Below are 14,050 nucleotides of genomic sequence, written 5' to 3' on the forward strand. Positions count from 1 at the left end.
GGCCGGGCGCGTCGTCCTGCGTGCCGGGGTTCGCACGTGTCGCGTGCGGGGATGCGCACGCCTCGCGTGCCGGGTGTGCACGCCTCGCCGCCCAGCATCGGCGACCCGGCCGACGCCCGCACCCCGGGACGGCGGCCTGCGGTTCACCCGCGCGGGCGCAGCCGGGCCACGGCGACGGAGGAGACCAGGGTGGCACCGGCCAGTACGGGCCAGAGCACGCCGGGACCGACGGCCAGCAGCGCGGTCAGCGCCGCCGGGGCCAGGGCGCGGCCGACACCCATCGACAGCTCCCAGCGCGCCAGCGCCCGGCCCAGCAGGTGCGGCGGGGCGGTCGCGGCCACCAGCGCCGTCCCCGAACCGGAGTAGAGGATCTCGCCGAACGTGTACAGCACCGACACCGCCGCCACCGCGCCGGCCGCGGCCGTGCCGCCGAGCCCGCCGGCCGCCCAGAAGCCCAGGTAGGAGAGGGTGAGTGCGAAACCGCCGGCGGCCAGCACGGTGTGCCGGGACCGCTCGCCGAGCCGGAGCACCACGGCCAGCTGGAGGGCGATCACCAGCACGGTGTTGCCGACGAAGATGCCGGAGGACCAGGCGGCGGAGGCGTGCAGGTGCAGCACCAGCAGGGCCGGCAGGGCCACCTCCAGGACGTCGAAGGTGAAGGCGAAGGGGAGGTTGGCGACGCTGAGCAGGGTGATCCGGCGCAGCGCGGGATCGGGGGTGGCGGCGGCGGTTGCTGTGGACGGCCGGGGCTGCGGCGTCTCCGCCGCCGGTGGTGCGGACACCCGGAGCGAGTGCACCAGCCCCGCCGCCAGCAGGCAGGCCGCCGCGGTGACCCCGGCGAGCAACTGGAGCGCCCCCGTGCCGCCGGCCACCGCGAGCGTCGCCAGCAGCGCGCCCGCGCCCAGCCCGGCGTTGCGCAGCGTCCGGCCGGCCGCCAGGGCGGCGTCCCTGGTGCGGCCCTCGGTGAGCGTCGACACCACGGCCGCGTGGGTGGCGGGCCAGGACTGGCTGCCCACACCGAGCAGCACCGCCGCCGCGGTGAACCCGGGCAGCCCGTCCGCCAACAGCAGCGTCACCGACCCGGCCGCCCGGACCAGCAGCGTCGCCGCGGCGGGCAGGCTGCGCGCGCCGAGGTCGATCCACCGGCCGGTCAGCGGCAGCACCAGCAGCCCCGCGACCATGCCGGCGGACATCGCGAGGCCCGCCGCCCCGGCGTCCAGGGCGAGGACGCCGATTCCGTAGAGCAGCAGGAACGGCCGCAGCAGCCCGGTGCCGAGGGCGTCCACCAGCAGGGCGGCGGCGTAGCGGGGCCCGCCGGCCGCGGTCAGCAGGCCGAGCAGCGCGGCCGGTCCACTGCGGGGCCGTTCGGCGTCGGCGCCAGCGGGGGAGGGAGCGGGGGCAGGCTTCGGGGTCTGGATCAGGCTCATGGCCGGTACCGTCCGTCCGCACCAGGCCGGGAGGCACGTCGATTGACGAGTCCCGTCAATCGACGCCGGACCGGACCGCCGCGGATGACAGGATCGGACCGTGAGCCTGACCATCGACATCACCGGCCTGCCCGACGAGCGGCTGCTCTTCACCCCCTCCCCGCTGGCCGAGCTCAGCGCCATGCTGCACGTGCTCGCCGAACCGGCGCACCACCCCGACCTGCACGGCTGGGCGGCGAGCACCACCGCCACGGTGAAGCCTGCGCTCGCCGAGCGACTGACCGAGGCGGAGTTCCTCTGGCGCTCCTCGCGCGCCGACTTCCTCGTCCCCGGCATCCCCGGCGCCACCCTCGCCGAGGAGCTCGACGCCGTCGACCGGATCGACGACGAGCGGTACGTCCGGGCCGCGCTCGTGACGACCTGCGGCGTCTCCCGGCTCGCCCACCGGACGCGCTCGCCGCTCACCGACCCGGCGGAACAGGAACGGGCCAGGGAGCTGGCGCTCGCCCGCGGCCCCCGGCAGGCGGACTTCGCGGACCGGCTGCTCACGGACCCGCCCGCCGTCCGGGCCATGGTCCGGCGGATGCTGGAGGACTGCGCGGACGCCTTCTTCACCGACGCCTGGCGCCGGGTGCTGCCCGAACTGGCCGCCGACGCCCGCCGCAAGACCGACCTGCTGGTGCGGCACGGCGCGGTCGAGGCGCTGGCCGCCGCCTCCTCCTCGATCGTGCTGGAGGACGCGGGCGAAGGACGGCGCCGGATCGTCGTCGACAAGCTCCAGGACAACACCACCAGCGCCGCCGCCGCGGGCGGCGTCACCCTCATCCCGACCGCGTTCGGCCGACCGCACCTGCTGGTGGTGTCCGCGGCCGGCTGGCGCCCGGTGGTGCAGTACCCCGTCGCGGCGCCGGGGGTGCCCGAACCGGTCTCGCTCGCCGTCGTCCAGCAGCGGCTGGAGGCGCTCGCCCACCCCGTCCGGCTCCGGCTCGCCCGCACCATGGCGCGGGGCCCGCACACCACGGGCGAGCTGGCGGCGGCCTGGCAGCTGAGCGCGCCCGAGGTGTCCCGGCACCTGGCGGTGCTGCGCCGGGCCGGGCTGCTGACCACCCATCGGCGCGGGCGCTACATGCTGTACCAGCTGGACCTGGCGGGCAGCGCGCGGCTGGGCACCGACCTGCTGGAGGCGGTGCTGCGGTGACGGTGCCGTGTTCGTAGGGTCGCGTCGGCAGGGAACACCGGCCGGGCCGGGCGCGTTCGTGCGGGCATGACCACTGACGCCACTTCTGCCACTGACGCCACTCCCGCCGACGGGCCCGAGATCCTCCGCTACGCCGCCTTCGCCACCGACCCGGCCGGCGGCAACCCGGCGGGCGTGGTGCTGGACGCATCCGGCCTGAGCGCCGACCGGATGCTGGCGATCGCCGCCGAGGTCGGCTACTCCGAGACGGCGTTCCTGGTCCCCGGCCCGGGTGCCGGCGAGTACGGCGTCCGCTACTTCAGCCCGCTGACCGAGGTGCCGTTCTGCGGCCACGCCACCGTCGCCTCCGCCGTGGCCCTCGCCGAGCGGGTCGGCACCGGCCGCTACCTCTACCGCACCGCGGCGGGCGAGGTGCCGGTCGAGGTGGCGGAGGACGCGGACGGCGGCCTGCGGGCCACCCTCACCAGCGTCGAACCCCGGGTGGAGGAGGCCGACGCGGCGGACGTCGACGAGGCGCTCGCCCTGCTCGGCTGGGCCGCCGGGGACCTCGACCCCGCGCTGCCGCCCCGGTACGCGTACGCGGGCGCCCGCCACCTCGTCCTCGCCGCCGGTACCCGCGACCGGTTGGCCCGGCTCGACTACGACTTCGACGGGCTTGCGGCTTTTATGACGGCCCGGGACCTCGTCACCGTCCAGCTGGTGTGGCGGGCCGCGCCGGACGTCTTCCACGTCCGTAACCCGTTCCCGGTCGGCGGCGTGGTCGAGGACCCGGCCACCGGGGCCGCGGCGGCTGCCTTCGGCGCCTACCTCCGCGACCTCGATCCGGCCGCCGCCCCGGCCGTGCTCACCCTCCACCAGGGCGAGGACCTGGGCCGACCGGGCACTCTCCACGTCGACCTGGGCAGCGCGGCCCCGCGGGTCCGGGTCTCCGGTGCGGCGGTCGCCATCGGCCAGGAGGATTCTGCTTCCTGATTGTTGAGGGAGGGTCAGGCGGGGTCGGGAGGACGGCGTTGCAGGTCTGCGACGCCGGGTGCTCGTGAGCCCTAAATATGGTGGTGTGAAGATCCGTTTGAAGGCCCTATGCTTCGTGCGTTCACGATGTCTTCGCACGAAGCAAGGTCTGCCGGATGAAGCTTCCCAAGGTGTCCGCCGTGGTCGCGGCCGCCGTCCTGGCCCCCGCCGTCCTCTTCCCGTCCTCGGCCTCGGCCGCCGACGCGCCCCGGCCCACCGGGGCCTCCGGGCCCGACACCGGTTCCGCCGGAACCCCCGACGCCGCGCCGACCGACGCGGGCCAGGAGGACCTGGACCGGGCGGAGGTCCGGCGGATCCTCGCCGACAAGGCCAGCGGCGTGTCCGTGCGCGAGGCCGCCGAGAAGGCGCTGGCCGCCGGGACCGCCACCGCGCTGCGGGAGTTCCTGACCACCGGCCTCCAGAACGCCCGCCACATCGACTACCGGGTGGACACCCTCCGGATCCTCGGCGTCGGCGGCCCGGCGGTCAAGAAGGCCGCCGAGGCCGCGCTGCGCGGCTCGTACGCCGACCTCGTCAAGTTCCTGGAGGAGGGCCAGTACACCGCCCGGGCCCAGGACGACCGGGCGGAGGTCGAGCGGATCCTCGCCGACCCGGCCACCGGACGCCTTGTGCGGGAGGGGGCGCAGAAGGCGCTGGACACCGGGACGCCCGCCGCGCTGCGGCACTTCCTGACGGTCGACCTTCCCAAGTGGCGCGAGAGCGACGACCGGGTCAAGGTCGCCCAGATCATGTTCAAGGGCGGTCCTGCGGTACAGGCTGCCGCGAACGCCGCGATGGACGGCTCGTACGCGGACATCGTGAAGTTCCTCCAGGAGGGCCAGTACACGGCCCGCGCCCAGGACGACCGCGCCGAGATCGAGCGACTGCTCGCCGACCCGGCCACCGGTCCGGGGGTGCGGGAGGCGGGCCAGAAGGCGCTGGACACCGGCACGCCCACCGCGCTGCGGCACTTCGTGGAGACCGAGCTCCCCGTCCAGCGCGAGCACGACGCCCGGGTGGCGCTCAGCCAGATCATGGCCAAGGGCGGTCCCGAGGTGCGGGCTGCCGCGAGCACCGCGATGGACGGCTCGTACGCGGACGTGGTCAAGTTCCTCCAGGAGGGCCAGTACACGGCCCGAGCGAAGGACAACCGGGCGCAGGTCGCGCAGATCGCCGAGACCGGCGGACCGGCCGTCAAGAAGGCCGCGCTCGCCGCGCTGGACGGCAACGAGCAGGCCGTGGCGACCTTCCTCCTCGAAGGCTGGGCCAAGGCGCGCGCCGAGGACGAGGCCGCCGCTGCCAAGCCGGGCACCGAGCCGGCGGTCCGGCCGACCGAGCAGCCGACCACCGCCCCGGCTGCCCCGGCCGCGCCGGCGACGCAGACCTCCGCCACCGGCGGCCAGGTCGTCCAGGCCGCCGCCCGCACGACCTCGGGCACGGGCACCACCGGCACCGCTGCCGTCACCCGGACGACCACCGGGACCACCGGCACCGCGACCGTCGGCTCCGGCCAGCTCGCGGCCACCGGTACCGAGGGCCTTGGCCTGGAGGCCGGCGGCGCCGCCGCGGCCCTCGCCGCCGGTGCGGCGCTGGTCGTGGTGTCCCGCCGCCGTCGCTCCGCCGAGGGCTGACGGTCCCGACCCCCGCGCAGTACCCGACCGCCCGATCCACGACCCCCGGACGCCGCAACCGGCGGCCGGGGGTCGCGTGTCTGCGGGCGCGGCCGGTCGGAAAACGGGTCGCACGGGAAGGGGCAGGTGCGGGAGGCTGCGCGGATGGATCGAGAAACCGGTCGGACGGCTGCCGTCCACCTCACCCATGACGGCGACCACCTCGGGCAGCTCGGCCCGTTCGACCTGGCGGACCCGTGGTGGTCGTCGGTCGGGGAGCTGACCGGGCGCGCCTCGGCGGAGGCCGGGGTGCCGGTGGCGGTGGTCCGGCTGGCCGGGGTCACGGGCGGTGAGGGCGGCCGGGGCGGGCACACGGTGTACCACGCCGAGGCGCTGGACCGACCGGTGGACCGGGCGCCGAGGCCGGCGGGGCCGGAGGTGGACGCGCTGCTGGGCCCGGCCGGGCGGCGGGCCGGGTGGGCCACGCCCGCCGGGCTGCGGGCGGCCCTCGACTGGGCGGAGCGGGCGTCGGCCACCGCCGGACGGCCGGTCACCGGGCGGGCCGAGCAGGTCCGGACGTGGAACCTGTCCGGGGTGTTCCGGCTGCCCACGGCCGCCGGAACGGTCTGGCTGAAGGTGATCAACCCGAGCTTCAACGTCGCCGAGGCGGAGGCGATCGCGCTGTTCGCCGCCGCCGCGCCGGAGCTGGTGCCGACAGTGCTCGCCGCCGACCCGGCGCACGGGCGGGTGCTGCTCGACGACGTGCCGGGGCGGGACTGCTGGGGCCCCTCGGTCGAGGAGGTGGCGCTCGCCGTGCCGGGGCTGGTCGCCGCCCAGGCGGCACTGGCCGCGGGCGGGCGGGCCGCCTCGGCCGGACTGCCCGACCGCACCCCGGGCGCGGTGGCCGCCGCCGCGCCGGGCCTGCTGGACCGGCTGGCCGCGACGGCCGAGCTGACGGGCGAGGAGCTGGCCGCCGCCCGGGCGCTGGCCGCGCGCCTGCCGGAGCTGGCCGGGGAACTCGCCGCCTGCGGCCTGCCGGAGACCGTGGTGCACGGCGACTTCCACCCCGGCAACTGGCGCTCCGACGGTTCCGGGCTGGTGGTCATCGACTTCGCCGACACCTGTTTCGGCCATCCGGTGGCGGACGGGCTGCGGCCGCGCGGCTTCCTGGACGGGGAGCGCTGGGCGCAGGTGGCCGAGGAGTGGGCGCGGGCCTGGCGCGAGCGGGTACCGGGGTGTTCGCCGGAACGGGCGCTGGAACTGGCCGGTCCGCTGGTGCACTTCGGGTACGCGCTGCGGTACCAGGAGTTCCTGGACCACATCGAGGACAGTGAGCGCCCGTACCACGAGGGCGATCCGGCGGCGGAGGTCCGGCAGGCGCTGGCCGCGGCGGGCTGACCCGACGGCGCCGCGCCGGACGGGGCACGGCGCGGCGCCGGGAGTGGGTCAGCGGTGTCAGCGGTGTCAGGGTGTCGGCGGTGTCGGTCGGGTCAGCCTGTCGGGTCGATCCGCCGCCCGTCCCGGACCCCGTACAGGGAGAGCGCCTCGACCGGGCAGTAGTCGACCGCGTCGGCCAGTTCCGAGGTCAGCGGTTCGCCGCCGGCGACGGTCGGCTGCTCCCGCACCGGCCGGGCGAGCCCGTCGGCGCCGAGCGCCAGCGAACCGGGCGCGGTGGCCGCGCACATGCCCGAGCCGATGCAGCGGTCCCGGTCCACCTGGACGATGACCGCCGGCGCCGCGCCGGTCGCCTCCCGGCCCGTCACCAGGCGACCCGCAGGTGCTGCGGGCTGCGGGTGAGCAGGCCGCGCCGCCAGTCGATGGCCTCCGCCGTCCCGGCGAGCTTCAGCGAGGGCAGCCGGCGGGCCAGCCGGTGCAGGGCGAGCTCCAGTTCCATCCGGGCCAGCCAGGCTCCCAGGCAGTGGTGCGGCCCGGCGCCGAAGGTGTACATCGGTGCGGCGAGCGGGGAGAAGAGTTCGGTCAGCAGGTCGCCGGTGAACACCTCGGGGTCGGTGTTGGCGGCGCCGGTGTCGGCGGCGACCACGCTCCCGGCCGGGATCCGCACCCCGCCGATGTCGAGGTCCTCGACGGCCCGCCGGAGCAGTCCGGGCAGGACGTCGGAGTCCCCCAGCGGGACGGCGCGCAGCAGCTGTTCGGTGGCGGCGGCCGCGCTCTGCTCGTCCGAGGCGAGCTGCTGCCAGGCGTCGTGCCCGTCGCTGAGCAGGTAGACCAGGGCGTTGCCGAGCGAGGTCATGGTGGTCTCGTGCCCGGCCACCACCAGGCCGATGACGAGGGTGACGATCTGCTCCTCGGTGATCCCCGGGGTGTCGGCGGCGGCCGCGAGCAGGCTGCTGACGAGGTCGTCGCCGGGCGCGGCACGGCGTTCGGCGATCACCTCGGCGCCGAAGCCGGCGAACTCGGTCATCGCGGTGCGGATCGCCTCGGCCGAGTGCGCGGTGGCGGACAGGGCGTGGTCGCTCCAGTGTTCGAGGCGCTTGCTGTCGAGGCCGTCCAGGCCCATCAGCCGGCTGATCACGGCGATCGGCAGCGGGCGGGTGTAGCCGGCCACGATGTCGGTGGGCGAGCCCCGGTCGATCAGCTCGTCGATCAGGCCCTCGACCACCGAGGCGACCCAGGGGCGCCACCGGGCGATCGCGCGCGGGGTGAAGGCGCGCTGCACGGTGCGGCGCAGCCGCTGGTGCTCGACGCCGTCGATGTTGAGCATCGAGGACGGGTCGTCGAGCAGGTTCGGGGTGAGCGAGACGGGCGGGGCGCCGGGGGCGTGCAGCGGCGCGCGCCCCAGGCGCGGGTCGGTCAGCACCTGCCGGACGTCGGCGTGCCGGCTGACCAGCCAGACGGGGGTGCCGGTGGGCAGGGCGGCCAGCCGGGGCGGGCCGGGTTCGAGCAGCCGCAGGCAGTGCAGCGGCGGCAGGACGGCCTGGGCGGCCCGGCCGGGGCCGGTGTCGACGGCGGGACCGGGGTCGGTGGCGGTGCCGGTACGGGCACCGGTGGCACTGTTCTCGGCGGACATCCGTACTCCAGACTCCAGGGCGGTGGCCGCTGGGAGGGCGGCCGACGGGGGGTGGATCCGGGCGGTGCGCGGGGACGGGCGGCGTGGTCGACGGCGTGCCGAGTGCGCCGGTTCGCTACGACCGTACGTGGGCGACGGGCCACAGTCAGCGACGATTCCAGCCAACGCCGGGGTGGGAAGGGGGTGGTGAGGGCACGGTGGCACTGATGGGCGCTCAGCGGTGGCCGCGCGCCCCACCTCACGCCCCGGAGCGTCCGTCGGAGGGTCGCCGGGATGGCTGTCGGCGCGGCCGTCGGAGCGCCGGGCCGACCGGTGAGGCGGATCACCAGGGGCGTTCCCCGGCCACTCGCCGTGACGGGCGCTAGGCTTCGTGGGCGGGTCGTCCGATCCGCGTCGACGCAGGTCACGCCGGTACACAGGGGTACCGGCCGACGGAGGAGAACCGGATGGCCCAGCAGGTCAAGGCAGTCGTCGCACGCGCCAAGGGCGCGCCCGTGGAGGTGACGACGATCGTCGTGCCCGACCCCGGGCCGGGCGAGGTGGTGGTGCGGATCCAGGCCTGCGGCGTGTGCCACACCGATCTGCACTACCGCGAGGGCGGGATCAACGACGAGTTCCCCTTCCTGCTGGGCCACGAGGCCGCGGGCATCGTGGAGACGGTCGGCGAGGGCGTCGACGAGGTCGCGCCCGGCGACTTCGTGGTGCTCAACTGGCGCGCCGTCTGCGGCCAGTGCCGTGCCTGTCGGCGCGGACGCCCGCAGTACTGCTTCGACACCCACAACGCCAAGCAGAAGATGACGCTGCTGGACGGCACCGAGCTGTCCCCGGCCCTGGGCATCGGCGCGTTCGCCGAGAAGACCCTGGTCGCCGCCGGCCAGTGCACCAAGGTGGACCCGGCCGCCGACCCGGCCGTCGCCGGGCTGCTCGGCTGCGGCGTGATGGCGGGCATCGGCGCCGCGATCAACACCGGCAACGTCGGCCGCGGCGACTCGGTCGCCGTGATCGGCTGCGGCGGGGTCGGCGGGGCGGCCGTGCTGGGCTCCCGGCTGGCCGGCGCGGGGAAGATCATCGCGGTGGACATCGACGACCGCAAGCTCGCCACCGCCCGCAAGCTCGGTGCGACCCACACCGTCAACTCGACCGCCACCGACGCGGTCGAGGCGATCCGCGAGCTGACCGGCGGGAACGGCGCGGACGTCGTGGTCGAGGCGGTCGGCCGCCCGGAGACCTACAAGCAGGCCTTCTACGCCCGCGACCTGGCCGGCACCGTCGTCCTGGTCGGCGTGCCGACGCCGGAGATGCAGCTGGAGCTCCCGCTGCTCGACGTGTTCGGGCGCGGCGGCGCGCTGAAGTCCTCCTGGTACGGCGACTGCCTGCCCTCGCGGGACTTCCCGATGCTGATCGACCTCTACCTCCAGGGCCGCCTGGACCTCGGCGCGTTCGTCAGCGAGACCATCGAACTCGACGCGGTGGAGCAGGCGTTCGAGCGCATGCACCACGGCGACGTGCTCCGTTCGGTGGTGGTCCTGTGAGCACCGGCAGCCTCCGGATCGACCGGCTCGTGACCGCCGGCACCTTCGAACTCGACGGCGGCAGCTGGGAGGTGGAGAACAACGTCTGGATCGTCGGCGACGACGCCGAGGCCGTGGTGATCGACGCGGCCCACGACGCCGCAGCGATCGAGGCGGCGCTCGGCGGGCGCCGGCTGCTCGCCGTCGTCTCCACCCACGCCCACAACGACCACATCGACGCCGCCCCCGCGCTCGCCGAGCGCACCGGCGCGCCGATCCTGCTGCACCCGGACGACCTTCCGCTGTGGAAGCTCACCCACCCCGACCGGCTGCCGGACGGCGAACTCGCCGACGGGCAGCGGATCGCGGTCGCCGGTACGGAGCTGACCGTGCTGCACACCCCGGGCCACGCGCCGGGCGCGGTCTGCCTGTACGCCCCGGAGCTGGGCACCGTGTTCACCGGTGACACCCTCTTCCACGGCGGCCCCGGGGCGACCGGCCGGTCGTTCTCGCACTTCCCGACCATCATCGACTCGATCCGGGAGCGCCTGCTGACGCTGCCGCCGGAGACGGTGGTCCGGACCGGGCACGGCGACCCGACCACCATCGGCGCCGAGGGCCCGGCCCTGCCGGAGTGGATCGCCCGCGGGCACTGACCCGTACCCGTACCCGTACCCGTACCCGGGACGTCGGGCCCGGCGGCCGTCCGCCGGGCCCGACGACGTAGCATCGCGGGCATGGCCCATGATCCCCGCGCGCTCGACGACGCCTTCCTCGCCTTCTGGCGGGAGCGGCACATCGCCACCCTGACCACCCTGCGCCCGGACGGCTCGCCGCACGTGGTGCCGGTGGGGGTGACCTTCGACCCGGGGACGGGGATCGCGCGGGTGATCAGCAGCCGGACCAGCCGGAAGGTGCGGAACGTGCTGGAGGCCGGGGCGGACGGCCAGCGGGTCGCGGTCTGCCAGGTGGACCGGGCGCGCTGGTCGACGCTGGAGGGTGTGGCCGTGGTCCGGCAGGAGCCGGAGGCGGTGGCCGAGGCGGAGCGCCGTTACGCCGAGCGCTACCGCGAGCCCCGGGTGAATCCGGACCGGGTGGTCGTCGAGATCACGGTGGACCGGGTGCTCGGGCGGGCCTGAGCGCCCGGTTCGGGTGCCCCGGTGGACGCCGTTCCGTTCGGCCGGTCCCCCTCCGTTTATCCGGCGTTGATCGTCGGCGCCTAGGGTCGGGGCATGACCGAGGGAACGAGGGGCGGCCGGGGCATGCGGACCCGGGCCGAGGACGGCCGGATGACGGCCGAGGACACGGACCGGTTCCGGGTGCTGCTGGCCCGGCTGGAGGACTCGCTGGCGGCCGACCGCCGCGGTACGGCGGCCGTGACAGCGGTTGGGGCGCCGAGACCGGCGGTGGGCCGCGATGGGTGAGCGCCGTCCGGCGGACCACCGCCCGGTGGACCGCCGCCCGGCCGCGCGGGTCGAGGTGCTGCCGCTGTGGCAGCGCGGCGCCCGGACGGGCGAGCCCGCCCGGAGCGCCGTGCCCGGAGCGCTACTTGGCGAAGCGGACCTCGGGGAAGGCGCGCGAGGGCCGGTCGAGCAGCGGGGCCGGACGGCCCAGCAGGTGCCGGTCGAGGAACGCGCCGAGGTAGGCGCGGGTGGCGGCGAGCGCGCGGTCGCCCCGGACGGTGCCGAAGAGGTCGGGCCCCGAGTCGGCCGGTAGCTGGTCGCGGCTGCCGAGGGCGTCCACCACCCAGTGCTCGTCGGAGAAGGAGAGGTGCCCGGCGGTCGGGAGGTCCACCCAGTACCGGGGGCCGGTGAGCTGCTTCCAGGTGTCCTCCCAGTTCCCGGTGGCGCCGGGTGAGCCGCCGAGCTGGGCGCTGAACAGCAGTACGGGGCGGGAGCGGAGGCCGGTGGGCGGGATCCAGACGCTGCCGTCGAGGTTCGCGGCGGCGCGGATCCGGCGGTCCTCGGCCATCGCCTCCAGGGCGGCCGCGCCGCCGAGCGAGTGGCCGACCGCACCGATCCGGCCCGGGTCGACGCTGAGCCCGCGGACCGGGCCCCGGTTGCCGGGGGCGGTGAGCCGGTCGATCACGAAGCGCAGGTCGGCCGCCCGGGCGCGGGAGGCCGTCGCGCCGAAGTCCGGGTCGGTGCCCTCCCGCCCGCAGACCAGGCAGGGTTCGATCCGCCCGCCGGGGAACTCCACCAGGGTCTCGTAGGTGTGGTCGACGGCGGCCACCGCGTAGCCCCGGGCGGCGAGTTCCTCGCCGAGCGCGGTGAGGGTGGTACGGCTCAGGCCGAAGCCGGGGGAGAGCAGGACCAGCGGATGGCGCCCCGGGGCGGGGCGGGCTCCGTCCACGGCGCCGGTCCGCACCCCGGCCGGTTCGGTGCTGCCGTACAGGGCGGTGGACAACTCCGGTGACAGGTAGGGCGCGTGGGCGCCCCGGGCGGAGTCGGTCGGGTACCAGAAGGTGACCATCAGCTCGCGGGACGGCGTGTCCGGGCGCCAGGGGTCCGGCCGGTCCCGGTCGACCAGTCGGGCCGAGGTCGTCCCGACGGGCCGGTGGGTGCTGGTGGCCGGCACCCGGGAGCCGGCGGCCTCGGGCCTGGCGCCCGCTGCGGCGTCCGGCGCGGAGTCAGGGGCGGTCGTGGTGGCGGTGGCGGCAGCCGGGGCGGAGGCGGCGGCCGGGCCGGCGAGGGCCAGCACCAGGGCGGTGGAGGCGATCGGCAGGGCGGCGGAACGCCACCGGGCGGTCTTCGACATGACGCCACGTTAAGTAGGCGGACCGCTCCGGCGCGTCGCTCCGCCGGGGGACGGCGGGTACGCCGCGAGGCGGAGCCGGCCCGGTCCGGGACACGCCGTCGGACCGGGTCCGGCTCCACCTGCGGGCGTGCCCGGGCGGTGCGGCCTCAGCAGTCGCAGCCGCAGTCGCAACCGTCGCAGCAGCCGCAGTCGTTGCAGCACTGGGCGTTCTCGCCGCAGCACTGGCAGCCGTCGCAGCAGTTGCCGCAGTCGCAGCACTCGTTGCGGGTGCAGAAGCCCTCGCGGCGCTCGCCGGAGAACGGGTGGTCGTGCTCGCAGCAGAGCAGCTGGCAGGTGCAGCCCATCAGTGCCCAGGCGGCGCAACCGGCCAGCAGATTGCGGCGGTTGGGCGGCGGCGCGCCGGGCGTGGTGAAGCCGGGGCCCTGCGGCACCCAGGGCGGGACCGGGGCGCCCGGGTCCTGCGGCGGGGCCTGGCCGGGGTCGTGCCGCGGCGGGCTCTGGTAGGGGTTGGAGCCGGTCGGGTCCAGCTGAGGGTGGCCGTGCGGCGCGTGGCTGTGGGCCTGATCGGTGGCCGGCGCCGTACCGGGCTCGTGCCCGACCCGGCAGGCGGCGTGGCCGGGCCGCCCGAAGACCCGCTCGACGGCCCGCTCGGTCTCGTGGGCGAGCAGGATGTGCACCAGCGCCCGGTCCGCGAGCTCGACGTCCCGCAGGGCCAGCCGGATGCCGTGCACGGCGTCCCGGCACAGCCGTTCGGCCTCGGCGCGGTCGGTGCCGGTGGCGGCGAGCGGGTTCCAGGCACCGGCGGCGGCGTCGGCCTCCTGGTCCTCGGCGGCGTCCAGCAGGTGCGCCAGCCGTCCGAACAGCCGCCCGGCCTCGGCCAGCGGCGCCTCGTTGCCCGGCCGTCCGGCCAGTACGGCGGTGTGCGCGAACGCGGCGGCGGTGGCGGTCTCGGTGGGCTCGGTGACCAGCAGCACCGAGCCGCCGGTCGGCAGCTCGCGCTCCAACTCGCCCTGGCGGGCGGCCGCGTCCAGCAGGACCGAGGTGTCGAAGCCGACCACCGAGGCACTGCCCGAACTCTTGCGGTCCCAGCGCCGGGTGACCGCCCGCGCGCCGGCCGCCACCGGGCGCCGGGCGAACACGCCGTCCTGGTCCTCGACATGGTCGCGGATCTTCACCGAGGCGAGCGCCAGCGAGACGGCGGCCGCCAGCCGGGCACCCTCGCCCCGTGCGACCGAGGCCGTCCGCATCCCGCGCAGCGGGCACGGTCCGGCGGTGCGCCGGCCGGCCCCGGTGGCGGCGTGCCCGGTGGCGGCCTGGGCCTCGACCAGCACCGAGATGATCAGCCCGTCGTAGTTGGTGGCGGTTCGCGCCAGTTGCCCGTGGTCGTCGCGCAGGGCCAGGCAGAGGCCGCAGAGATGGGCCATCCAGCTCGCCTGGAGCCGCTCCGAGAGCCGGTGGCGGCACGGTCTGATGATGCCGAACATGTGGTTCCCCCGTGTTGTGCATGG

At 76.2% G+C, this 14,050-nt stretch carries 13 protein-coding genes; 8 read left to right on the top strand and 5 right to left on the bottom strand.

Annotated elements, in window-relative coordinates:
* Window positions 1-143: 143 nt before the first annotated feature.
* The gene (locus OG715_RS37335; RefSeq protein ID WP_266272825.1) at window positions 144-1,427 is read right to left on the bottom strand and encodes an MFS transporter; all 1,284 of its coding nucleotides are present in this window, start codon (window positions 1,425-1,427) and stop codon (window positions 144-146) included.
* A gap of 100 nt (window positions 1,428-1,527) precedes the next feature.
* Between OG715_RS37335 and OG715_RS37340 the strand changes: the two genes are divergently transcribed.
* The 4 genes from OG715_RS37340 (at window position 1,528) to OG715_RS37355 (ending at window position 6,644) form a co-directional block, all read left to right on the top strand.
* On the top strand, window positions 1,528-2,625 hold the full coding sequence (locus OG715_RS37340; protein ID WP_266272823.1) for a DUF5937 family protein: 1,098 nt from the start codon (window positions 1,528-1,530) through the stop codon (window positions 2,623-2,625).
* A gap of 66 nt (window positions 2,626-2,691) precedes the next feature.
* Window positions 2,692-3,597, top strand: a complete 906-nt coding sequence (locus tag OG715_RS37345; protein WP_266272822.1) for a PhzF family phenazine biosynthesis protein — start codon at window positions 2,692-2,694, stop codon at window positions 3,595-3,597.
* A 155-nt stretch (window positions 3,598-3,752) separates the two neighbouring features.
* Window positions 3,753-5,267, top strand: a complete 1,515-nt coding sequence (locus OG715_RS37350; RefSeq protein ID WP_266272821.1) for an ALF repeat-containing protein — start codon at window positions 3,753-3,755, stop codon at window positions 5,265-5,267.
* Between the two features lie 144 nt (window positions 5,268-5,411).
* Window positions 5,412-6,644 (top strand): phosphotransferase family protein, encoded by a 1,233-nt coding sequence (locus tag OG715_RS37355; RefSeq protein ID WP_266272820.1) that lies wholly within the window; start codon window positions 5,412-5,414, stop codon window positions 6,642-6,644.
* A 92-nt stretch (window positions 6,645-6,736) separates the two neighbouring features.
* On the opposite strand, the gene OG715_RS37360 is transcribed toward OG715_RS37355, so the two are convergent.
* Both OG715_RS37360 and OG715_RS37365 read right to left on the bottom strand, forming a co-directional pair.
* A complete protein-coding gene (locus OG715_RS37360; RefSeq protein WP_266272819.1) occupies window positions 6,737-7,009 on the bottom strand; it encodes a ferredoxin in 273 nt (90 codons plus the stop codon).
* Window positions 7,006-8,274, bottom strand: a complete 1,269-nt coding sequence (locus OG715_RS37365; protein WP_266272818.1) for a cytochrome P450 — start codon at window positions 8,272-8,274, stop codon at window positions 7,006-7,008. The genes OG715_RS37360 and OG715_RS37365 overlap by 4 nt, the downstream gene beginning before the upstream one ends.
* A gap of 446 nt (window positions 8,275-8,720) precedes the next feature.
* Here OG715_RS37365 and OG715_RS37370 point away from each other — a divergent pair, with 446 nt between their 5' ends.
* From OG715_RS37370 to OG715_RS37385, 4 genes are all read left to right on the top strand, one after another.
* On the top strand, window positions 8,721-9,806 hold the full coding sequence (locus tag OG715_RS37370) for an S-(hydroxymethyl)mycothiol dehydrogenase (protein ID WP_266272817.1): 1,086 nt from the start codon (window positions 8,721-8,723) through the stop codon (window positions 9,804-9,806).
* Window positions 9,803-10,441, top strand: coding sequence for an MBL fold metallo-hydrolase (locus OG715_RS37375; RefSeq protein WP_266272816.1), 639 nt, complete (start codon window positions 9,803-9,805; stop codon window positions 10,439-10,441). The genes OG715_RS37370 and OG715_RS37375 overlap by 4 nt, the downstream gene beginning before the upstream one ends.
* 81 nt (window positions 10,442-10,522) lie before the next feature.
* Window positions 10,523-10,924 carry a pyridoxamine 5'-phosphate oxidase family protein gene (locus tag OG715_RS37380; protein ID WP_266272815.1) on the top strand — a complete coding sequence of 134 codons (402 nt, stop codon included), beginning with the start codon at window positions 10,523-10,525 and terminating at the stop codon, window positions 10,922-10,924.
* A 93-nt stretch (window positions 10,925-11,017) separates the two neighbouring features.
* Window positions 11,018-11,209 (top strand): hypothetical protein, encoded by a 192-nt coding sequence (locus OG715_RS37385; protein WP_266272814.1) that lies wholly within the window; start codon window positions 11,018-11,020, stop codon window positions 11,207-11,209.
* A gap of 121 nt (window positions 11,210-11,330) precedes the next feature.
* Here the strand turns inward: OG715_RS37385 and OG715_RS37390 are convergent, their stop codons facing one another.
* Entirely contained in the window at window positions 11,331-12,542 is a 1,212-nt protein-coding gene (locus OG715_RS37390) for an alpha/beta hydrolase family protein (protein WP_266272813.1), read from the bottom strand.
* Between the two features lie 146 nt (window positions 12,543-12,688).
* Window positions 12,689-14,026 (bottom strand): DUF5685 family protein, encoded by a 1,338-nt coding sequence (locus OG715_RS37395; protein WP_266272812.1) that lies wholly within the window; start codon window positions 14,024-14,026, stop codon window positions 12,689-12,691.
* Window positions 14,027-14,050 lie beyond the last annotated feature (24 nt).

It is taken from the genome of Kitasatospora purpeofusca, from assembly GCF_036010405.1.
Lineage (GTDB): Bacteria > Actinomycetota > Actinomycetes > Streptomycetales > Streptomycetaceae > Kitasatospora > Kitasatospora purpeofusca.